This is a genomic window from Paraplanobispora takensis (genome assembly GCF_016863195.1).
Classification (GTDB): domain Bacteria; phylum Actinomycetota; class Actinomycetes; order Streptosporangiales; family Streptosporangiaceae; genus Planobispora; species Planobispora takensis.
Genome location: NZ_BOOK01000010.1, coordinates 292,582 through 314,165 on the forward strand (window position 1 = coordinate 292,582; position 21,584 = coordinate 314,165).

Consider the following 21,584-nt stretch of genomic DNA (forward strand, 5'->3'; position numbering starts at 1 on the left):
TCGGGTGTACGGCGGGCCCCGGTCGGGTGTACGGCGAGCCCCGGCGCGTCTCGTCATGCGGGACCTCGCCTTGCCGTCCCCGACGACGCGCCGGTAGCGTCGGCGGCGATCGAGCCTGAGGCGCCGGCCGGGAGACCTGCGGCGGCGCGGCCACCATGTCTGGAGTGAGCGAAGATGACGGCGACCGGGGACCGCCCCTTTATTGTGGGAGCGCTCCCACAAGGGTTCGTGTGGGGCACCGCGACCTCGGCCTACCAGATCGAGGGCGCCGTCGAGGCCGACGGGCGGGGCCCGTCGATCTGGGACGCCTTCTGCCGGATCCCCGGAGCGGTGGCCGCGGGGGAGTCGGGTGAGCACGCCTGCGACCACTACAACCGCTGGCAGGAGGACGTGGCCCTGATGGCCGGCCTCGGCGCCGGCGCCTACCGCTTCTCGGTGGCGTGGCCGCGGGTGTTCCCCGAGGGCGACGGCCGGGTCAACCGGCGGGGGCTCGACTTCTACCGCCGCCTGGTCGACGGGCTCAACGAGCGCGGCATCACCCCGTTCGCCACCCTCTACCACTGGGATCTGCCCCAGGCGCTGGAGGAGCGCGGCGGCTGGCGGGTCCGGGAGACCGCCGAGCGCTTCGCCGACTACGCCGCGACCGTGCACGAGGCCATGGACGGCGTGCCGTACTGGATCACGCTGAACGAGCCGTACTGCTCGTCGATCACCGGCTACGCCGAGGGCCGCCACGCGCCCGGCGCCCGCGAGGGGCACGGGGCCCTGGCGGCGGCGCACCACCTGCTCGTCGGGCACGGCCTGGCGGTGGCCCGGCTGCGCGAGCGCGCCCGGCCGCAGGAGCAGGTCGGCGTCACCCTCAACATGTCGCCCGCCGTGCCCGCGAGCCCCTCGGCCGAGGACGTCGCCGCGGCCCGCCGCATGGACCTGATGGTCAACCGGCAGTTCACCGAGCCGCTGCTGGGCGCCGCCTACCCGGATGACATGGCCGAGGTCTACGGCGAGATCAGCGACTTCTCCTTCCGCCGCGACGGTGACCTGAAGATCATCTCTGCCCCGCCGGACTTCCTGGGCCTGAACTACTACTACCCGATCCACGCCGCCGCGGCGCCGTACGGCCAGCCCGACCCCGCGCTGCGCTCGGCCTTCGACATCGGCGTGCGCACGGTGGCGCCGGACGGGCCGCCGGTCAGCGGGCTCGGCTGGCGCATCGAGCCGCGCGGGCTGTACGACACCCTCACCGGGCTGGCCGCCCGCTATCCCGGCCTGCCGCCGGTCTTCATCACCGAGAACGGCTACGGCGGCGGCGACGAGCTCGACGACACCGGCCGCGTCGCCTACCTGGAGGGCCACCTGGCCGCCACGGCGGCCGCGCTGGCCGACGGCGTGGACGTGCGCGGCTACTTCTGCTGGTCCCTGCTGGACAACTTCGAGTGGGCCCGGGGCTACGCCGCCCGGTTCGGCCTGGTGCACGTCGACTACGCCACCCAGGCCCGTACGCCCAAGGCCTCCTACCGGTGGTACCGCGACGTGATCGCCGGCAGGTCCTGAGACCCGGTCCCGGCCGCCCCTTCCGCTCGGCGGCCGGGACCGTGCTCCGCCCCGTCCCCGGCGCCCGCTCGGCCGGGTACGGCGCGGGTTACGCTGAGCCGCGTGAACGATCCTCTGGTGGCGCGGATGCGCGCGTTCGGCACGACGATCTTCGCCGAGATGTCGGCGCTCGCCCTGCGGACGGGTTCGATCAACCTGGGACAGGGCTTCCCCGACACCGACGGGCCGCCGGCGATGCTGGAGCGGGCGATCGAGGCGGTCCGCGGCGGGCGCAACCAGTATCCGCCGGGCCCCGGCCTCCCCGAGCTCCGCGAGGCCGTCTCCGAGCACCGCAAGGACCACTACGGCCTGCTCTACGACCCCGACGGCGAGATCCTGGTCACCGTCGGCGCCACCGAGGCCATCGCCGCCTCGATCCTGGCGCTGTGCGAGCCCGGCGACGAGGTGATCGCCTTCGAGCCCTACTACGACTCCTACGCGGCCTCCGTCGCCCTGGCCGGGGCCGTGCTGCGGCCGGTCACCCTCCGGCCCGCCGAGGGGCGCTTCACCTTCGACCCGGCCGAGCTGCGCGCCGCCGCCGGACCCCGGACCCGGGCGATCCTGGTCAACTCCCCGCACAACCCGGCCGGGACCGTGTTCACCCGCGAGGAGCTGTCGGTCATCGCCGGGCTGTGCGTCGAACGCGACCTGATCGCGATCACCGACGAGGTCTACGAGCACCTCACCTTCGACGGCGCCCCGCACATCCCCCTGGCGACCCTGCCGGAGATGCGCGAGCGCACCGTGATGATCTCCTCGGCGGGCAAGACCTTCTCGGTGACCGGCTGGAAGACGGGCTGGATCTGCGCCCCGCGACCCCTCGTCCGCGCGGTGCAGACCGTCAAGCAGTTCCTCACCTTCACCGCCTCGGCGCCCTGGCAGCTCGCCGTGGCGTACGGCCTGCGCCACGAGCTGGACTGGGTCTCCGGGCTGCGCGACGGCCTGCAGGCCAAGCGCGACCGCCTGACGGCCGGTCTGACCGCCGCCGGGTTCGACGTCTACCGCCCCGCCGGGACCTACTTCGTCCAGACCGACATCCGCCCCCTCGGCTTCACCGACGGCCTCGCCCTGACCCGCGAACTCCCCGACCTGGCGGGCGTGGTCGCCATCCCCACCCAGGTCTTCTACGCCCATCCGGAGCGCGGCCGGCACTTCGTGCGCTTCGCCTTCTGTAAACGCGACGAGGTCATCGACGAGGCGGTGGCCCGCCTGGCCCGCCTCGGCAAAGAAGCCGGCGACGGAGAGTAGGGGAGGATGGGCTCTGCGTGGTGGTATCGCTTTGATACCACCGCTTGCGTACCATCGGGAGCATGGCTATGACCCTGCGCCTCTCCGAAGAACAGACCGAAGCCCTTCGCCGCCGTGCCGAGAGGGAAGGACGGAGCATGCAGCAAGTGGTCCTGTCCGCCGTGGACGAATACCTGGCCCGTCGCGCCGACGACGAGGAGGTCCACCGTCTCGGCGTGGAAGCCGTGCGCCGGTGGAAACCGGTTCTCGATCGGCTCGCTGAATGATCCGCTACCTCACGCTGGAACAGGTGCTCGACCTTGCGGAGCTGGCCATCGGGGCCACACCCGAGCTGCGCGACCTCGGTCTGCTCGACTCCGCCGTGCACAGGCCGCGGGCGTCCATGTTCGGGCAGGAGGCCTATCCCGGCCTGTTCGACAAGGCCGCGGCGCTGATCCATTCCCTGGCCACGAACCACCCGTTCGTGGACGGCAACAAGCGGGTCGCCTGGGTGACGACGCTCGTCTTCCTGGCATGGAACGGTGAGAAGGTCGACACCGACGACGACTCCGCCTACGACTTCGTCATCGCCGTCGCCTCGGGCAAGCTCACCGAGGTCGACGAGATCGCCGACGTGCTCCGGGGCTTCGCCGTACCTCCGCGGGCGTGATCACCGGGCCGCCCGCACCCCGGCCGTGCCGCCGCACCGTCCCATCAGGATCAGGGGACGGGGCCCGGCGGCGTCATCGGGCGTCCACAGCACGCCGGGGATCTCGCCGGGGCGGCGGCGCGCGGGCAAATTCTCGTCGAGGGGCGAGATCGCACTCGACAAAGAGAACCGGCTCACCCGCGGCGAGGTGGCACTCTTCCCGGCAGCGACGTCCGCAGCAGAAGGTCCGCAGCAGAAAGAGAGCCGCAATTGCTCACCGTCGGTGACCGCTTCCCCGAGTACGAACTCACGGCCTGCGTCTCCCTCGACCCGGAGACGGCGTTCGAGACGATCGACCACAAGACCTACGAGGGCAAGTGGCGGGTGGTCTTCTCCTATCCCAAGGACTTCACCTTCGTCTGCCCGACGGAGATCGCGGAGTTCGGCCGGCTCAACGGCGAGTTCGCCGACCGGGACGCCCAGGTGCTGAGTCTGTCCGTCGACTCCGAGTACGTCCACCACGCCTGGCGCAAGGACCACCCGGACCTGCGCGAGCTGCCCTTCCCGATGCTGTCGGACATCAGGCGCGAGCTGTGCGCCGAGCTCGGCATCCTGGGCGGCGACGGCGTCCCCCAGCGCGCCACCTTCATCGTGGACCCGAACAACGAGATCCGGTTCGCCATGGTGACCGCCGGCTCCGTCGGGCGCAACGTCGGGGAGGTCCTGCGCGTCCTCGACGCGCTCCAGTCCGGTGAGCTGTGCGCGTGCAACTGGAACAGGGGCGAGGCCGGCCTCGACGTCAGGAAGCTGATGTCCGGCGTCTGACCCTCCGCCGGCCGGGGGCGGGCACCGTCCGCGGGTGCCCGCCCCGGCGGCCGGCCCTCCCGGAGGTCAGCGCGTGGACCGTCCGAGGCCGGGGACGGACAGGCGGGGCAGTTCCGGCATCGGCTGGGCGGCCAGCGCCGGATCGCTGAGGTCGATGACGGAACGGGCGGGCGGGGCCTTGACCCTGACCCGTGAGCCCCAGCCGCGGAAGGTGGCGGTGCTGGTGGTGATCGCGCTCAGCCGGTCCCAGCCGCGCGCCCACGGCCTCATCTCGGCGAAGGAGACGGCGAGCCTGCGCGTGTTCCGCCCGGCGTCCTGCCACAGGCTCCAGGCGATGGCCAGCCTCCCGGCCGGGCCGCGCGGTCCGCCCCCCGTCATCTCGCGGTAGGTGCGCGAGACCGCGTACAGCCGGCGGGCCGTGATGGTGCCCCGGTACACGGTGGTGGGCGCGCCGCCGACCTCGCCGCCCGGCTCGACCCGCCGGGCGGTGGCCAGCAGTCCCCTGAGCGTGGCGGGCTCCAGCACGTTGATCGTCTGGACGGAGAACAGGCCGGGGTTGTCCAGCCGTATCCAGTGCACGTGCCCGGGGAGGAACGACAGCAGATCGCGGGTACCGAGGTACATCGCCCCGCGCAGCAGGATGAGCCTCATCTCCGGGTCCACATCCCTCACCGCCCGGGGAATGTCGCGGGGATCGGTCCGGTGGACCGTGCGGGAGGCGACCACCCCGGAACGGCCGAACCGGTAGACGCCCCTCAGACGGTAGCGATCGATGCCGACCCTCCGGCCGTCGGAGAAGTACCGGGTGGTGACCTTCTCCCTGAATCCGACCCCGTGGCCGGGGACGAACCGGCTCTTGAGCGCGGTCACCGGTCCTCGCGGATCGGGTCGCGCGTACGCGTGCGCCGCCGGAGCGGGCGTGGACGCCGTGGCGGCGGGGGCGACGGCGGTGACGGCGGTGACGGCGGCCGTGACGGTGACGGTGACGGCCGCCGGTGCGGTCCATCGCCTCATGAACGTGCTCTCATGAGGCTTTTCCTCCCCTGAGGGAATGGCGGTGAATGGCCGGGGTGATTACCGAACCTGTAAACACGGGCTTCGGAAAGCGGAAATGCCGCCTGATTTCTGAGGCCTTTATTATTTCTATCCGGCATGCCGGTCATCGGGATTTCGTCCCGAGCTGTCCAGGAGGATCCAAGCCGCGTGCAAGCGGATCCGGCCAGGATCGCGCCATGAACCTGGTGAGAAACGAGCCCGGCGGGTCCCCCGCCTTCGGCGAGCCGTTCCCCGAGAGCATCGGGATCCTGAACCGCGAGTACGTACGGCCGACCGAGGAGCATTTCAGGATCCCCGACGGCCCGCACCACCGGATGCTCGGCGAGCAGCTCACGGTGGTCTACCGCGACGACGAGACCCTGCACTCGGTGGCCGTCATCGGGGCGCCGGCCCGGGTGGCCGACGCCGGGGCCGCGGTGGACTGGCTGACCGAGCGGATGACCGGCCCGGGAGGCGGGCAGTGGGCCGAGCTGGACCCCGGCCCGCTCGGCGGCCGGGCCGTCTGCCTGGGCGCGGAGGGAGCGACCTACTGCTACTGGGCCGACGCCCGGATGGTCGGCTTCCTCCTCACCCCGAGCCTCGGCGTCGAGGCGATGCGGAAGAGCTTCGTGATGATCAGGAACGCCGTGGAGCGGTAACCGGGGGTCACCCGCGGGCGGAGGCCGGGGTACGGCGACGCCCGGCGGCACCGCCGCGCTCCAGCCACCACTCGGCCAGCAGCAGGGAGGTGGTCCAGCCGAGCCAGGCGGCCAGCCCGGAGACGGTCTGCATGAAGGCGATGTCGCTGCCGCCGAAGACCGTCTCCGCCTGCGGCATCAGGACGATCATCGCGATCACGCCCCACACCCTGTTCGTGATGATGGAGAAGGTCAGCGCGAAGCTGCGGATCATCCACCTGCGGTGGTCGGCGAACCGGCGGCGCCTGGCCGCCCGGAACCCGGCGACGGTGCAGGCCAGCCAGAGAGCGGCCAGCATGACGTTGCTGACCCGAGTCATCGGCCCGAAGGGGCTGAGCGCCCCGACCACCAGGCCGAGCGCGCCCGCCGGGAGCACCCCGCCCAGGACGTACACCCGCCCGATCCTGCGGTGCGCGACCGGGTACCGCTTGCGGAACCACGGCCAGATCTGCAGGCCGCAGGCGACCATCGCGACCGCGCCGAACAGGACGTGCGCCACCAGCATCGGGTAGTACGCCGCGAAGCTCCCCTCCAGCGGCACCCGGGACAGGCTCGGGTCGAGGGAGAGGTAAGGCGGCAGCGAGAACGCCAGGAACGCCGTGGCCACCACCGCCAGGGGTCCCACCCACGGACGCCGCCACCACCGCACCCGCGGCCGTCCACCCGTTCCCGAAGCCGGGCGGTCATCCGCATCGAGGCCCGGCCGCTTCGGCGCTCCGTCCGCCGGTGCCGTCCGGGGCGGGGTGCCGCCCGCCGGCTCCGCGCCCGGTGTGCCCGTACTCGTCAGCTCCGCCATGCCGGCCTCCTCGCCGTGAGTGGATCTCTGCGGGACAGAGCCTGGCCGGGCGCGCTGACGGTCCTCGCACCGATCGCTGACGGTCGCGGCGGCCTGTGGCTCCGGTTCGGGCGGGGCGATGAGGCCTGGGCAGGTGAGGGATAGGGTTCGTGGCCATTCGTGCTGATTGCGCAGAAGGTCCTTGTCGATGCCTTCCGTTCCGACGGCTGTCCCGGCGGCAGCCGTACCCGATGCTCTGGTGGTCCCTCGCCGTGCTGGCCATGGACGACTACTGGAGCGGCACCGCCGTCGTCACGCCCGACAGCGTGATCGTCTCCGAGCACAACGTCATGGACCACTGGAACCAGGGGATCGCCGTCTACGACCGGGCGAGTCGCAAACCGCTCGGGTACGCCTATCCGGGCGCGAACTTCATGTCCTTCACCCCGGACGCGTCGGGCCGCCACCTGCTCGTCGGCAGGGGCGGCCCCGGGGACACCCCCGCCGGCCTCTGGCCCGGCACGGGTGCGCCGCCCACGCCCGCCGGTCCGTCGTACGAGCTGGTCCGGGTGGATCTGCGCCCGCCCGTCGCGGCCGCTCCGACGCCGTCCCCCCCAGCGCTTCCCCGGGGAGCTGCCGAGTCTCGATCTCCCGCAGCGGGTGGTCTGGGGCGGCGAACGCGAACCGTCCGGGCTCGCCTGGTGGCGGCGGGCCCGGACGGCGGGAGCGGTCGGGGGAGGGTCAGTCCGCCGGGACGGCCTCGGGGGCCGGGGCCGGGGCGGCGGAGCGCAGCGGGATCTCCTTGAGGAAGAGGGCGGCCACCGAGGCGAGGACGGCGATCGGGACGCCGACCAGGAAGACGGTCTCCAGGGCCCGGGTGAAGGCCTCCAGGATCACGTTCAGCACCGGCTGCGGCAGGTGCCGGATGGCGTCGGGGGAGCCGAGGCTGGGGGTCGCGCCGCCGGTCGGTGGCAGGTGGGCGGCCTTGGCCAGGGAGATCAGTTCCGAGGCGAGCCGGTTGCTCAGGATGGCGCCGAAGGCGGCCACGCCCACGGCGCCGCCCAGTGAGCGGAAGAAGGACACGCCGGAGGTGGTGGCGGCCATGTCGGCGCGGGTCACGGCGTTCTGCGCGGCGAGGATGAGGATCTGCATGGAGGCGCCCAGGCCGACGCCGAGCACGGCGTTGTCCACGCCGACGAGCACCAGCGGGCTGTCGACGTGCAGCCGGGACAGCATGAACAGGCCGAGCGCGACCAGCAGCATGCCGACGATCGGGAAGGCCTTCCAGCGGCCGGTCCTGGTGACGAACCTGCCGACCGCGATCGAGGAGATCAGCAGGCCGAGCACCATGGGCAGGGTCATCAGGCCGGAGCCGGTGGGGCTCATGCCCTTGACGATCTGCAGGTACTGCGGCAGGAACATCATCGCGCCGAACATCGCCGCGCCGACGAGCAGGGAGGCCAGGCTCGACAGCACGAAGGTGCGGTTGCCGAACAGGTGGGGCGGCAGGATGGGGTCGGCGGCCCTGCGCTCGGCGACGACGGCCAGGACGAACATCACCAGGCTGAGCGCGCCCAGGCCGTAGGTCCAGGAGGAGTTCCACTCGAACTCCTGGCCGCCCAGCGACAGCAGCAGCATCAGGGCGGTGGTGCCGCCGGTGATGAAGGTGGCGCCCCACCAGTCGACCTTGGCGTCGCGGCGGACGAAGGGGAGCTTGAGGACCTTCTGGATGACGACGAACGCGACCACGGCCAGCGGCACGCAGATCCAGAACGTCCAGCGCCAGGACATGTTGTCGACGATGAAGCCGCCGAGCAGCGGGCCGGCCACGGTGGAGACGCCGAAGACCGCGCCGATGTAACCGGAGTAGCGGCCGCGCTCGCGGGGCTCGACCACGTCGCCGAGGATGATCTGGGGCAGCGCGGCCAGGCCGCCGGCGCCGATGCCCTGCACCGCGCGGGCGGCGATGAGCTGGCCCATGTCCTGGGAGAAGCCCGCGGCGACCGAGGAGACCGCGAAGATCACCAATGCGGTCTGGAACATGAACTTGCGACCGTAGAGGTCGGAGAGCTTGCCCCACAGCGGAGTGGAGGCGGTCATGGTGAGCAGGGTCGCGCTGGCCACCCAGGCGAGCTGGTCCTGACCGCCGAGGGTGCCGACGATCGTCGGCAGCGCGGTGCCCACCACGGACGTCGAGATCATCGACGTCAGCATGGCGAGCATCAACCCGGCCAGGATCTCCAGTACCTGTTTGTGCGTGAAGCGCTGCGCCGCCTCAGCCTGGACCTGTTGTTCGGTCAGCATGACCATCCCCCAATACGTGTACGCTGCATATAAGTTAGTAGACGCACGTTTACTTCGTCAAATCTGGAAGGATCGGGCGGATGGAAGAGGTACGGCGCCGCGACCGGGAGGGCACCCGGCAGCGCATTCTGGAGGCCGCGCGACGGCTGTTCGCCGAGCTGGGCTACGACCAGGTGACGATGCGGCTGATCGCCGCGGAGGCGGACGCCAACATCGCGCTGATCAACCGCTACTTCGGCGCCAAGCGGGAGCTGTTCGCCGAGGTGCTCGCCATGCAGGGACGCTTCCCCGGCGTGCTGGAGGGCCCGCAGGAGGAGCTGCCCCGGCGCCTGGCCGAGTACGTCGCCGACCGGCTGCTGTCGGACCGGGGCAGCCCGGTGATGGCGGCGCTCAGCAGGTCCTCGGCGACCCCGGAGATCCAGGGCATCATCAAGGACCGGGTCAGCTCGGCGATCATGGAGCCGCTCGCCGGGCGGCTGGGCGGCGAGGACGCCAGGCTGCGCGCCTCGATCGCCACCGCGCTCATCACCGGTTCGGGGACGCTGCGCCAGCTCTTCGGCCAGGACGCGCTGGAGGCCCCCGCCCGAGAGGTCGTCGTCGAGCGGCTGGCCAGGGTCTTCGAGGTCTGCCTGGCGCCGTGATCGTCAGGGGGCGGGGCGGAGGGGCAAAGATACTAAATTTCGGCGTAAAACCGGTCAGCGGCTTGTGCGGCCGAGGGCTGTGACCGGCTGATCCCTGCTCCTATGTTGGGTTGTCTTGCCGTCGCGGGAGATGACCAGATGTCCTTTGTGCAGCGGGTACGCGCGCAGGCCGAGCGGTGCGGGCACGAGCGCTCCTACGTCTTCGTGGAGGACTGCAGGGGAGAGCTCGCCGAGAGCCGCATGACCTTCACCGAGATCGACGGGCGGGCCAGGTCGACGGGGGCGTGGCTGGCCGGGCGGCGGATGGAGGACCAGACGGCGCTCCTGCTCTACCCGGCGGGGCTGGAGTTCCTGACCGCCTTCCTCGGTTGCCTGTACTCCCGGACGGTCGCGGTGCCCTCGCCGCTGCCGCAGACCGACCCCCGCGCCCTGGAACGTGCCGAGGGGATCATCAAGGACGCCGACGTACGGCTGGTGCTCACCGACGCGGCCAACCGCGACATGCTCGCCGGCTGGCTGCGCGAGGTCGGCCTGGACGGCACGGTCGAGTGCGTGGCGACCGACGCCCTCGACCTGCCGGACCCCGGCGCGTGGACCGAGCCGGAGATCGGGCCGGACACCCTGGCCTACATGCAGTACACCTCCGGCTCCACCAGCGAGCCGCGCGGCGTCATGCTCACCCACGCCAACCTGCTGCACAACGAGAACGAGATCTGGCGGATGATCGGCTCCCCCGAGGAGGGAGTCGGGGTCGGCTGGCTGCCGCACTACCACGACATGGGCCTGATCGGCATGCTGCTCCTGCCGATCTACGCCGGCGGCGACCTGTACTTCGCCTCGCCGATCTCCTTCGTCATGCGCCCGGCGCTCTGGCTGGAGATGATCAGCCGCTACCGGGCCGGCTACACCGTCGCGCCGAACTTCGCCTACGAGTGGTGCGCCGCCCGGGTGACCGACGCCCAGGCCGCCGGGCTCGACCTGTCCAGCCTGAAGTTCGCGCTCAACGGCGCCGAGCCGGTGCGTCCCAGCACGCTGCGCACCATGGTCCGCCGCTTCGGGCCCATCGGTTTCAGCGAGGAGGCCTGGGCGCCGGCGTACGGCATGGCCGAGGCGACCCTGGTGATCACCGCGACTCCTCTCGGGCAGGGGGCGCTGATCCGCCGCTTCGACGCCGCGGCGCTGGAACGGCACGAGGCGGTCCCCTCGGAGAACGGCGTCGAGCTGGTCGGCTGCGGCCGGCCGCTCACCATGACCGTGCGCATCGTCGACCCCGACAGCCGCGCCGACCTGGGCGAGGGGCGGGTCGGCGAGATCTGGGTGCGCGGCGGCAGCGTCGCCAGCGGCTACTGGCAGCGCGGGGAGGCCACCCGGGACGCGTTCGGGGGCCGCACCGCGGGCGGCGACGGGCCGTTCCTGCGCACCGGGGACCTCGGCTTCACGCTGGACGGCGAGCTCTACGTCACCGGCCGGATCAAGGACGTCGTCATCGTCAACGGGCGCAATCTCTACCCGCAGGACCTGGAGGAGGCGGCCCGCGAGGTGCACCCGGCGCTGGGCGCGGCCGCGGCCTTCGGCCTCGAGGCGACCGGCCCCGGCGGGCAGGGCGCCGGGGAGCAGGTGGCGGTCGTGCAGGAGGTCAGGGAGAAGCGGCTGGGGGAGCTGTCGGCCGGGGACCTGGCCCGCCGGGTCCAGGGCGAGCTCGGCCGGGTGTTCGGCGTGCCCGCCGTGAGCGTGGTGCTGGTGGAGCGGGGCGGGGTCGGCAAGACCACCAGCGGCAAGATCCAGCGCTCCCGCACCCGGGAACTGCTGCTGACCGGGCTCCTGCCCGTCGTCCACGCCGAGCTCACCGCCGCCGTGGCGGCGGCCGTACGAGAGGAAGGCTGACATGTCCGCCGACGCAGGGGTCGCCGCCGACCTCGACTCCATCCGCGAGTGGCTGCGGGCGCAGGTGGCCTCCTACGTCATGCGCCCGCCGGAGGAGATCGACCCCCTGGTCCCGGTCGCCCAGTACGGCATGGACTCGGTCTACTCGCTCAGCCTCTGCGGTGACATCGAGGCCGAGTACGGGCTGGAGATCGAGCCGACCCTCGCCTGGGAGCATCCGACCGTCGAGGCCATGGCGGACCACCTCCGGGGCAGGCTGAGCGCGGCCTGATGCCCGGCCGGATCGCCGACCTGCTGTGCGGGCGGCGCACGAAGTGGCTGGTGCTGGCCCTCTGGCTGGTCGTCGTCGCCGTCGCCGGGTCCTTCGCCGGGCGGCTGGAGTCGGTGCAGAAGGACGACATCGCCGCCTACCTGCCCGGCAGCGCCGACTCCGCGCAGGCGGTCAAGCGCATCCTCGGCATGCAGGGGGAGAACCTCTCTCCGGCGACCGTCGTCTACGAGCGGCGCGGCGGCATCACCCGGGCCGACGACGAGGAGATCGCCCGGGACATGAAGGAGTTCGCCCGGATCGAGGGCGTGGTCGCCGAGCTGCCCACGCCGACCGGGGGCAGGACGTTCGACCGCGACGACCTCGACCGGGAGCTGAAGCCGTACCGCGACGCCGACGGGGAACTGCCCGAACAGCTCCGGGCGGTGGAGGACAAGCTCCGGATCCCCAAGCTGACCAAGACCGTCAAGCTCCTGGTCGCGCAGCGCGCCAAGGACGGCGAGGCCGTCCAGGTCGTGGTCATCGTCAAGGACCACGGCGGGCGCGAGACGGCCCGGACCATCGAGCGGGTGCGGAAGGTCCTCGACGACGGGCGCCCGGCCGGGCTGGCCGCTCACATCACCGGCATGGTCGGCTTCCAGGCCGACGCGCTGGCGGTCTTCTCCACCGTGGACACCGACCTGCTGCTGGCCGCGATGGGCGTGGCGGTGGTCGTGCTGCTGATCACCTACCGCAGCGTCGTGTTGTGGCTGTTCCCGCTCGGCATCGTGGGGATCGGGCTGTCGGTCGCGATGGCGGTGAACTACGGGCTGGCCGCCGCCGGGGTGATCACGGTCAGCAGCGTGGCGGTCTCGCTGCTGATGGTCCTGGTGGTCGGCGCGGGCACCGACTACGCCCTGCTGATCGTCGCCCGCTACCGGGAGGAGCTGCGCCGGCACCGGGACCGGCACGAGGCGATGGCGGTCGCGTTGCGCCGGGCCGGACCGGCGGTGATCGCGAGCGCGGCGACCGTGGTGGCCGGGCTGCTGTGCCTGGTGGTGGCCGAGCTCAACTCCACCAAGGGGCTGGGGCCGGTCTCGGCGGTCGGCGTGATGAGCGCGATGCTCGCGATGACGACGCTGCTCCCCGCGCTCATGGTGGTCTTCGGGCGCTGGGTGTTCTGGCCGGTGATCCCGCGCTACGACCCGCACGCCGCGGCTGCCGACCCCGGCCGTCCCGGGGCCGACGGGACCGGGGCCGACGGGACCGGGGCCGACGGGACCGGGGTGTGGGGGAGGCTGGGGCGCAGGATCGCGCGCAACCCCCGGCTGGTGTGGATCGTCACCTTCGCCGGGCTGGCGGCGTGCGCGACCGGGCTGGCCGCCTACCGCGAGGGCGGGCTGGACAACGCCGACGTCTTCCTCAGCCGGCCCGACTCGGTCGTCGGGCAGGAGGTCGCCGCCCGGCACTTCCCGACCGGGGCCTCCGACCCGGTCCAGGTGGTCACGACCGAGCAGTACGTCAAGGACGTGATCGTGGACACCGCCCAGCGGCCCGAGGTCACCTCGATCTCGCTGGGCGCCGCGGGCAACGGCGACATCCTGCTCAACGTGACGGTGCGCTCGGGCGACGGGCGGGAGTCCGAACGCCAGGAGGTGCTCGCCCTGCGCGACCGGCTGCGCGCGGTGGCCGCCCCGGACGTCAACGTGGGCGGGAACGTGGCGCTCATCGCGGACCTGGAGCGGGGCGCCCAGCGGGACCGGGAGGTCATCATCCCGCTGGTGCTGCTCGTGGTCTTCGCGGTACTGGCCCTGCTGCTGCGCGCACTGCTCGCCCCGCTGCTGCTGCTGGCCACCGTGGTGGTGTCGTTCCTGGCCACGCTGGGACTGAGCTCCCTGGCCTTCACCCACCTGTTCGGCTTCGCCGGGGTGGACCAGGGCTTCGTCCTGCTGGTGTTCGTGTTCCTGGTCGCGCTCGGCGTCGACTACAACATCTTCCTGATGCACCGGGTGCGCGAGGAGGCGCACCGGCACAGTACGGCGCGCGCCGCGATCGTCGGCCTGGAGGCGACCGGCGGGGTCATCACCTCGGCCGGGGTCGTGCTGGCGGGCACCTTCGCGGTGCTCGTGGTGCTGCCGCTCTCGCAGACCGTGCAGATCGCCTTCTCGGTCTCGGTGGGCGTGCTCCTCGACACGATGATCGTCCGATCGGTGCTCGTCACCGCGCTGACCCTGGACGCCGGCGACGCCATCTGGTGGCCGGGCCGGCTGGCCCGGGGCTTCCGATGGTGGCGCGGCGGCACTCCGCTCGCGCGGTTCCGGACCTCACGGGTGCGGCCCCAGGTCATGCTCAGGCCCCGCCGGCTCGTGCGCCCGCGCGTGACGCTCAGATCGGGTCCCGTCGTATTGAGAAAACGCGAAAAAAGGGAGGGAGAGTTTAGCGGTAAGTGACAAGTCGAATTATTGCGAGGCAGATCACACGTGTGATTTACTTTCCAGTAACAAATGTGGGGGCAGGGGGTCGCACACAATGCGTTCTGCCCCTCTGAGGTGCTGATACGCACCCATCAGGCATTTTTCCGGCCCGGATGGAAAGCGTGGCGACAGTGCACGATCCTCATTCCGTCATGCCATTGTCCGCGGCGCAGAGTGGAATTTGGCAGGCTCAGCGGCTGTCCCCCGGTGACCCGATCCACATCGCCCAGTACATCGAGATATCGGGACCGGTGGACCCGGAGCTCTTCGCCGCGTCGATCCGCTCGGCCGCGCGCGGGGCCGAGGCCGTCCACCTGCGCGTCGTCGAGGACGTCGAGGACGGAGCCGGGGGCGGAGCCGAGGACGGGTGGGACCCCGGCGGACAGGCCGTCGACGGGCAGGTCGCAGGGCAGGTCGTCGAGGAGCGCGAGCTGCACTGCCCGTTCCTCGACCCGGGGGACGAACGGGCCGCGCTGGAGTGGATGCGGGCCGACCTCGCCGCGCCGTTCCCCGCGGGCGAGCTGATCGTCACCGCGCTGCTGCGGGTCGCCGACGACCGGTACTTCTGGTATCTGCGCTGCCACCACGTGATCATGGACGGGTACAGCGGGCCGATGATCGCCCGGCGCCTGGCGGAGGTCTACACCGCCCTGGCCGAGGGCCGCGACCCCGGCCCGGGAGACCTGGGCTCGCTGGCGGCCCTGCTGGAGGAGGACGCCGCCTACCGCGCCTCCGGCCGCCGCGAGGCCGACCGGCGCCACTGGCTGGCCAGGCTCGCCGACCTGCCCGACATCGCGCCCCGCGCCCTCGGCGCGCGCGCCGTCCCCGCACGGGCCGGCGCGGCGGGAGGGACGGGTGACGCAGCCGGGGAGAGAGGCGGTGCGGCGGCCACCTCGCGGTTCCTGCGGCGCAGCGCGAGGCTGGCGGAGGAGGAGGCCGCCGCGCTGGCCGGGGCGGCGCTCTCGCACGGGACGGCCGTCTCGGGGTTGACGATCGCGGCCGTCGCGGCCTTCACCGCCCGGCTCTGCGGCGTGCGGGAGGTGGTCCTCGGGCTGGCGGTCACCGCGCGCACCACGCCGGCGGCCCGCCGTACCCCCGCGATGCTCTCCAACGTGCTCCCGCTGCGCCTGACCGTGGGACCGGAGACGACCGTCGGCGAGCTGATCGGGCAGGTCACCCGGGAGACCGGCCGGCTGCTGGTGCACCAGCGCTACCGCTATGAGGACCTGCGGCGCGAGGTCCGCGGCCGGCTGTTCGGCCCGGTGGTCAACATCATGCGCTTCGACTACGACCTGAGGTTCGCCGGTCACCGGGCCACGGCGCACGCGCTGGCCACCGGCCCGGTCGAGGACCTGTCGGTCAACCTCTACGACGGCTCCGACGGCCGGGGCGTGCGCATCGACTTCGACGGCCACCCGGAGCTGTACGACGAGGACGAGCTGGCCGGTCACCACGACAGGTTCCTGCGCTTCCTTACCCGGTTCGCCCAGGCCGGTCCCGGCGACCGCGTCGGCGCGATCGATCTGGCCGACGACGCCGAGCGCGCGCTCCTGGCCGGGTGGGGCTCCGCGCCGCGCGAGGTGCCGCCCGCGACCGCGGTGGAGCTGTTCGAGGAGCGGGTACGGCGCGCGCCCGGGGCCGTGGCGGTCGTCGACGGGGACACCGAGATCACCTACGCCGGGCTGAACGCCCGGGCCAACCGGCTGGCGCACCACCTGATCGCCCTGGGCGCAGGCCCCGACCGCTGCGTCGGGTTGTCGATCCCGCGCTCGGCCGATCTGATCGTGGCGTTCCTGGCCATCCTGAAGTCCGGCGCCGCGTACCTGCCCCTGGACCCCGAGCTGCCCGCCGGGCGGCTGGAGGCGATGCTCGCCGACGCGGCCCCGCCGGTGGTGGTGACGGGCGGCGGGACGGCCGGGGCGCTCGCCGGGCTGCCGCGGACGGAGACCGTCGACCTCGACACCTGGGACGGTGAGGCGCGGGAGGGCGGGCTGCCGGACACCGATCCCGAGGTCGGGCTCCTGCCCGGCCATCCGGCCTACATCGTCTACACCTCCGGCTCGACCGGCCGCCCCAAGGGCGTCGTCGTCACCCACGCCGGCCTGCCCGCCTACGCCCGCACCGAGATCGACAGGTTCGCGCTCACCCCGGACAGCAGGGTCCTGCAGTTCGCCTCGATCGGGTTCGACGGGGCGGTGCTGGAGTGGCTGATGGCCTTCTCCTCCGGCGCGGCGCTGGTCCCGGCACCCCCCGGGGTGTACGGCGGCGAGCCGCTGGGCCGCTTCCTCGCCGAGGCGCGGATCACGCACGCGTTCATCACGCCCGCCGCGCTGGCCACGGTCCCGCGGGCGCCGCTGCCAGAGCTCCGCACGCTGCTGACCGGCGGCGAGGCCTGCCGCCCCGAGCTGGTCCGGCGCTGGGGCGCGGACCACCGCATGATCAACGTGTACGGCCCGACCGAGACCACCGTCGTCGTCACCACCAGCGACCCGCTCACCTCGCCCGACGACATCCCGATCGGCCGCCCCGTCTACGACGCGCGCCTGTACGTCCTGGACGCCGGCCTGCGGCCCGTCCCGCCCGGAGGGACCGGGGAGCTCTACGTCGCGGGCCCCTGCCTGGCCCGGGGATACCTGAACCGCCCCGGCCTCACCGCCGAGCGGTTCGTCGCCGACCCCTTCACACCGGGCGAGCGCATGTACCGCACCGGCGACCTGGTCCGGTGGCGTCCCGACGGCCAGCTGCAGTACCTGGACCGGGCCGACCGGCAGGTCAAGATCCGGGGGTTCCGGATCGAGCCGGGCGAGGTCGAGGCGGTGCTCGCGGCCCACCCCCGGGTCGAGCAGGCGGCGGTCCTGGTGCGCGAGGACCGGCCGGGGGAGCGGCGGCTGGTCGCGTACGTGGTGAGCGGCGGAGCCACCGAGGCGGGCGCGGGTTCCGGGAGCGCCGGGGCCGAAGGCGCCGAGGCCCGGGGCGCCGGGGGCGGCGCGGCCGGGCCGGTCTCTCCGGAGGAGCTGCGGGCGTTCGCCCGGGGGGCGCTGCCGGAGTACATGGTGCCCGGTGCCGTCGTCGTGCTCGACGCGTTCCCGCTGAACGCCAACGGCAAGATCGACCGGCGTGCCCTGCCCGCGCCCGATCGCGACACCGCCGGCCGGGAGCCCGCCGACGACCGGGAGCGGCTGCTGTGCGGGCTGTTCGCCGAGGTGCTCGGGCTGACCAGGGCCGGGGCCGACGACGGCTTCTTCGACCTGGGCGGGGACAGCATCGCCGCGATCCGGCTCGTCGCCAGGGCCCGCGAGTCCGGGCTCGCGATCACCCCGAAGCAGGTGTTCCGGAACCAGACCCCCGAGGCCCTGGCGCTCGTCGCCGAGGAGGCCGGGGCGACGGCGGCGGCCGACGACGGCGTGGGACCGGTCGATGCGACCCCGATCATCGCGTGGCTGGCGGAGGCGGGCGGGCCCGTCGCCGGGTTCCACCAGAGCGTGACACTGCGGGTCCCGCCGGATCTGGGGCTGGACCGTCTGACGGCCGCACTGCAGGCCGTACTGGACCACCATGACGCGCTGCGGCTGAGAGTGGCGGACCGTTCCGGCGACGGACCGGCGGGCGTCGTCCCCGGCGGATGGGCGGCGGCGCTGGAGATCGCGCCGCCCGGGGCGATCCGGGCGCAGGAGTGCGTACGGCGGGTCGGGATCGGAGCGGGTCCGGTCGAGGAGAGGTCGGCGCAGGCGGTCGAGGAAGGGCCTGCGGAGACGGTCGAGGAGAGGCTGGCGGAGGCGGTCGAGGAGAACCTCGCCGTGGCCCGGGCGGAGCTCGACCCGGCGACCGGGGCGACGGTCCGGGTCGTCTGGCTGGACGCGGGGCCCGGGCGGCCGGGCCGTCTGCTGCTGGTCCTGCACCACCTGGTGGTCGACGGCGTCTCCTGGCGCATTCTGCTGCCCGACCTCTTCGCCGCCTGGACGGCCGTGAAGGAGGGCCGGCCCGTGACCCTCACCCCGGCGGCCACCTCTCTGCGCGGCTGGTCCCGCGGCCTGCGGGCCGCGGCGGCCGCCAGGACGCACGAACTCGCCGCCTGGACCGCCCTCCTGTCCGGAGTGCGGCCCGGCTCCCCGGCCGAGCGCGCGCCCCGGGAATGGGGGACGTGGGGGCAGCGGCGGGAACTGGTCGTGGAGCTTCCCGCGGAGGTCGCCGGGCCGTTGCTGGGGAGGGTCCCGGCGGCGTTCCACGGGCGGCCCGACGACGTGCTGCTCGCCGGGCTCGCGGCGGCGGTGGCCCGCTGGAGCGGGCAGCGTGACGTGCTCGTCTCCGTGGAGGGGCACGGGCGGGACGAGGAACTCGTCCCCGGCGCCGATCTGTCCCGGACCGTCGGCTGGTTCACCAGCGTGCACCCCGTCAGGCTCGACGCCGGGGACATCGACTGGACCGGCCTCACCGAAGGCGGCCCCGCGGCCGGAGCGGCCGTCAAACGCGTCAAGGAACAGCTCCGCGCCCTGCCGCACCCCACGGGCTACGGCCTGCTGCGTTACCTCGACCCCGTCGCGGGTCCCGTCCTGGCGGCCCTGCCCGAACCCTGGATCGGCTTCAACTACCTCGGCCGGATCACCGCCTCGGGCGGGGACTGGGAACCGGTCGCCGACGGCCTGTCCGGCGGATACGACGACGACGCCCCGCTGCGCCACGGCGTCCAGGTCGACGCGGTCGCCGTCGGCGACACTCTGCGCGCCACCTGGACCTGGGCCGGGCCCGCCTACGGAGAGGACGAGATCACCGCCCTGGCCGCCGCCTGGTGCGAGGCGCTCACCGGCATCGCCCGGCACACCGGATCGGGGCTGACCCCCTCCGACGTGATGGCCCCGCTGACCCAGCGCGACCTCGACGACCTCGGTCCGGGCCTGCAGGACGCCTGGCCCCTGGCCCCCCTCCAGCGCGGACTGTTCTTCCACTCCCTGCTGGAGGTGGACGTCTACACCGCCCAGCTCACCCTCGACCTCGACGGCCCCCTGGACGCGGCGCGGCTGCGGCGGGCGGCGGAGACGCTGGTCCGCAGGCATCCCGTCCTGCGGGTGTCCTTCGAGCTGCGCGACGACCCCGTCCAGCTCGTGCACCGGAGTGTCGAGGTGCCCTGGCGTGAGGTCTCCGGGGATCCCGAGCAGGCGGCGGCCGGGGAGCGGGCGCGCGGCTTCGATCTGTCCGCGCCGCCGTTGCTGCGCTTCGTGCTGGTGCGGTCGGCGCCGGGCCGGCACCGGTTGATCCTCACCAACCACCACATCCTGCTGGACGGCTGGTCCACCCCGCTGCTGGCCGCCGAGCTGCTGACCCTCTACGCCGAAGGCGAGGCCGCGCCCGCCCCGCCGTACAGGGACTATCTGGCCTGGCTGGCCGGGCAGGACCGCACGGCGGCCAAGCAGGCGTGGGACCGGGCGCTGGACGGTCTCGACGAGCCCACTCTGCTGGCCCCCGACGCCCCCGCCGTACCCGCCCCGCCCGAGCGCGTCACCGCCGAGCTCGGCACCGCCCCCACCGCGGCGCTCACCGCTCTGGCCCGGGACTGCTCCACCACGCTGAACACGGTGATGCAGGCCGCCTTCGGCCTGCTGCTCGCCCAGGTGACCGGCCGCGACGACGTGGTCTTCGGCGGTACCGTCTCCGGCCGCCCGGCCGAGCTGCCCGGCGTGGAGCGCATGGTCGGCCTGTTCATCAACACGGTCCCGGTGCGGGTACGGCTGCGCCCCGACGAGCCGGTCGGCGACCTGCTGCGCAGGCTCCGCGACGAGCAGGCCGAGCTGCTGCCCCACCACCACCTCGGCCTGACCGAGATCCACCGCGGCGCCCTGTTCGACGCGCTCCTGGTGATGGAGAACTATCCCGTCGACCCGCGTACCGCGATCGGCGACCTCAGTCTGACCGCGGCGGACGTGGCCGACGCCACCCACTATCCGGTCACGCTCCTGGTCATCCCCGGGGAGCGGCTGGGCTTTCGCCTGCAGTACCGGCCGGACGTGTTCAGCAGGCGGGAGGCCGAGCAGCTGATGGACCGGCTGCGGCACGTGCTCGCCACGCTGGCCGGATCGGGGGACCGGGCGGCGCAGACGGTCACCGGCAGGCTCGAGGCGCTCCCCGTCGCGGAGCGGGATCTCGTGCTCAACGGCTGGAACGGTACGGCGGCCGCCGTACCCGAGGTGACGCTGGCGGAGCTGTTCGAGGCGCAGGCCGCCCGCACGCCGGAGGCGACGGCGCTGGTGTTCGAGGGCTCCGAGCTGAGCTACGCCGAGCTGGACGCCCGCGCCGGCCGGCTGGCCCGGCTGCTGTCCGCGCACGGCGCCGGACCCGAGCGGGTGGTCGGCCTGATGCTGCCCCGGTCGCCGGAACTGCTGGTCGCGATGTACGCCGTGATCAAAGCCGGGGCGGCCTACCTGCCGATCGACCCCGACCTCCCGGCCGAGCGGGTCGAGGCGATGCTCCGGGACGCGCGCCCGGTCCTGGTGATCGACCCCGCCTGGCTCGCCGCCGCGCAGGACTCCGGGTTCTCCGGGGAGGACTCCGGGTTCTCCGGGGAGAAGCCGGTCGTGCGGCCCGCGCCGGACAACCCCGCCTACGTGATCTACACCTCCGGTTCGACCGGCCGTCCCAAGGGCGTCGTCGTCTCCCACCGCGCCATCGTCAACCGCCTGCTGTGGGCCCAGGCGGAGTACGGCCTGACGCCGGGCGACCGGGTCCTGCAGAAGACCCCGGCCGGGTTCGACGTGTCGGTGTGGGAGTTCTTCTGGCCGCTCCAGGTCGGCGCCACCCTGGTCGTCGCCCGGCCCGGCGGCCACCGCGACCCCGCCTACCTCGCCGGGCTGATCCGGGACGAGGCCGTGACCACGGTGCACTTCGTCCCGTCCATGCTCGCGGCCTTCCTCGCCGGGGAGCCGGAGCCTCCGGCGGTAACCCGGGAGCCTCTGGCGGGAACCCCGGCGCCGGGACCGCTGCGCAGGATCCTGTGCAGCGGCGAGGCGCTGCCGCCGGACCTCGCCGCCCGGGCGGCCGCCCGGTTCGGCGTGCCGGTGCACAACCTGTACGGCCCGACCGAGGCCGCGGTGGACGTCACCTCCTGGGAGTACCGCCCCGGGCCGGACGCCGCGTCCGTCCCGATCGGCCACCCGGTCTGGAACACCCGCGCCTATGTCCTGGACGCGTGGTTGCGGCCGGTGCCGGTGGGGGTGGCCGGGGAGCTGTATCTGGCAGGGGTGCAG

General features: G+C 73.1%; 15 protein-coding genes. 11 read left to right on the plus strand and 4 right to left on the minus strand.

Annotated elements, in window-relative coordinates; all coding sequences use genetic code 11:
* Positions 1–174 precede the first annotated feature (174 nt).
* From Pta02_RS08865 to Pta02_RS08880, 4 genes are all read left to right on the plus strand, one after another.
* Positions 175–1,551, plus strand: a complete 1,377-nt coding sequence (locus Pta02_RS08865; protein ID WP_203874199.1) for a GH1 family beta-glucosidase — start codon at positions 175–177, stop codon at positions 1,549–1,551.
* 102 nt (positions 1,552–1,653) lie between these two features.
* Positions 1,654–2,838: a pyridoxal phosphate-dependent aminotransferase gene (locus Pta02_RS08870; protein WP_203874200.1), complete on the plus strand. Its 1,185-nt coding sequence runs from the start codon at positions 1,654–1,656 to the stop codon at positions 2,836–2,838.
* Positions 2,839–2,900: 62 nt separating this feature from the next.
* Entirely contained in the window at positions 2,901–3,104 is a 204-nt protein-coding gene (locus Pta02_RS08875; RefSeq protein WP_239129960.1) for a DUF1778 domain-containing protein, read from the plus strand.
* Entirely contained in the window at positions 3,101–3,487 is a 387-nt protein-coding gene (locus Pta02_RS08880; protein ID WP_203874201.1) for a type II toxin-antitoxin system death-on-curing family toxin, read from the plus strand. Before Pta02_RS08875 ends, Pta02_RS08880 begins: the two co-directional genes overlap by 4 nt.
* Here the strand turns inward: Pta02_RS08880 and Pta02_RS08885 are convergent, their stop codons facing one another.
* Positions 3,488–3,649 carry a hypothetical protein gene (locus Pta02_RS08885; RefSeq protein WP_203874202.1) on the minus strand — a complete coding sequence of 54 codons (162 nt, stop codon included), beginning with the start codon at positions 3,647–3,649 and terminating at the stop codon, positions 3,488–3,490.
* An 87-nt stretch (positions 3,650–3,736) separates the two neighbouring features.
* Between Pta02_RS08885 and Pta02_RS08890 the strand changes: the two genes are divergently transcribed.
* On the plus strand, positions 3,737–4,291 hold the full coding sequence (locus Pta02_RS08890; RefSeq protein WP_203874203.1) for a peroxiredoxin: 555 nt from the start codon (positions 3,737–3,739) through the stop codon (positions 4,289–4,291).
* Positions 4,292–4,357: 66 nt separating this feature from the next.
* Here the strand turns inward: Pta02_RS08890 and Pta02_RS08895 are convergent, their stop codons facing one another.
* Positions 4,358–5,305: a hypothetical protein gene (locus Pta02_RS08895; RefSeq protein WP_203874204.1), complete on the minus strand. Its 948-nt coding sequence runs from the start codon at positions 5,303–5,305 to the stop codon at positions 4,358–4,360.
* A 218-nt stretch (positions 5,306–5,523) separates the two neighbouring features.
* Between Pta02_RS08895 and Pta02_RS08900 the strand changes: the two genes are divergently transcribed.
* Entirely contained in the window at positions 5,524–5,985 is a 462-nt protein-coding gene (locus Pta02_RS08900) for a hypothetical protein (protein WP_203874205.1), read from the plus strand.
* Between the two features lie 7 nt (positions 5,986–5,992).
* Here Pta02_RS08900 and Pta02_RS08905 read toward each other — a convergent pair whose 3' ends face one another.
* Both Pta02_RS08905 and Pta02_RS08910 read right to left on the minus strand, forming a co-directional pair.
* Entirely contained in the window at positions 5,993–6,649 is a 657-nt protein-coding gene (locus Pta02_RS08905) for a DUF2306 domain-containing protein (protein WP_203874206.1), read from the minus strand.
* A gap of 891 nt (positions 6,650–7,540) precedes the next feature.
* Positions 7,541–9,103: an MDR family MFS transporter gene (locus Pta02_RS08910; RefSeq protein WP_203874207.1), complete on the minus strand. Its 1,563-nt coding sequence runs from the start codon at positions 9,101–9,103 to the stop codon at positions 7,541–7,543.
* Positions 9,104–9,183: 80 nt separating this feature from the next.
* Between Pta02_RS08910 and Pta02_RS08915 the strand changes: the two genes are divergently transcribed.
* From Pta02_RS08915 to Pta02_RS08935, 5 genes are all read left to right on the plus strand, one after another.
* Positions 9,184–9,744, plus strand: a complete 561-nt coding sequence (locus tag Pta02_RS08915; RefSeq protein ID WP_203874208.1) for a TetR/AcrR family transcriptional regulator — start codon at positions 9,184–9,186, stop codon at positions 9,742–9,744.
* Positions 9,745–9,882: 138 nt separating this feature from the next.
* On the plus strand, positions 9,883–11,628 hold the full coding sequence (locus Pta02_RS08920; RefSeq protein WP_203874209.1) for a fatty acyl-AMP ligase: 1,746 nt from the start codon (positions 9,883–9,885) through the stop codon (positions 11,626–11,628).
* Position 11,629: 1 nt separating this feature from the next.
* Positions 11,630–11,899, plus strand: a complete 270-nt coding sequence (locus Pta02_RS08925; protein WP_203874210.1) for an acyl carrier protein — start codon at positions 11,630–11,632, stop codon at positions 11,897–11,899.
* Positions 11,899–14,325 carry an MMPL family transporter gene (locus tag Pta02_RS08930; protein WP_203874211.1) on the plus strand — a complete coding sequence of 809 codons (2,427 nt, stop codon included), beginning with the start codon at positions 11,899–11,901 and terminating at the stop codon, positions 14,323–14,325. Before Pta02_RS08925 ends, Pta02_RS08930 begins: the two co-directional genes overlap by 1 nt.
* A 176-nt stretch (positions 14,326–14,501) precedes the next feature.
* Positions 14,502–21,584: non-ribosomal peptide synthetase (locus Pta02_RS08935; protein ID WP_203874212.1), on the plus strand; the 7,083-nt coding region annotated here is incomplete at its 3' end.

Coding starts and splice junctions, on each gene's coding strand:
- Pta02_RS08880 (WP_203874201.1), top strand. CDS start 3,101: ATGATCCGCTACCTCACGCTGGAACAGGTGCTCGACCTTGCGGAGCTG.
- Pta02_RS08910 (WP_203874207.1), bottom strand. CDS start 9,103: ATGCTGACCGAACAACAGGTCCAGGCTGAGGCGGCGCAGCGCTTCACG.
- Pta02_RS08915 (WP_203874208.1), top strand. CDS start 9,184: ATGGAAGAGGTACGGCGCCGCGACCGGGAGGGCACCCGGCAGCGCATT.
- Pta02_RS08925 (WP_203874210.1), top strand. CDS start 11,630: ATGTCCGCCGACGCAGGGGTCGCCGCCGACCTCGACTCCATCCGCGAG.
- Pta02_RS08930 (WP_203874211.1), top strand. CDS start 11,899: ATGCCCGGCCGGATCGCCGACCTGCTGTGCGGGCGGCGCACGAAGTGG.
- Pta02_RS08865 (WP_203874199.1), top strand. CDS start 175: ATGACGGCGACCGGGGACCGCCCCTTTATTGTGGGAGCGCTCCCACAA.
- Pta02_RS08895 (WP_203874204.1), bottom strand. CDS start 5,305: ATGAGGCGATGGACCGCACCGGCGGCCGTCACCGTCACCGTCACGGCC.
- Pta02_RS08875 (WP_239129960.1), top strand. CDS start 2,901: ATGGCTATGACCCTGCGCCTCTCCGAAGAACAGACCGAAGCCCTTCGC.
- Pta02_RS08900 (WP_203874205.1), top strand. CDS start 5,524: ATGAACCTGGTGAGAAACGAGCCCGGCGGGTCCCCCGCCTTCGGCGAG.
- Pta02_RS08920 (WP_203874209.1), top strand. CDS start 9,883: ATGTCCTTTGTGCAGCGGGTACGCGCGCAGGCCGAGCGGTGCGGGCAC.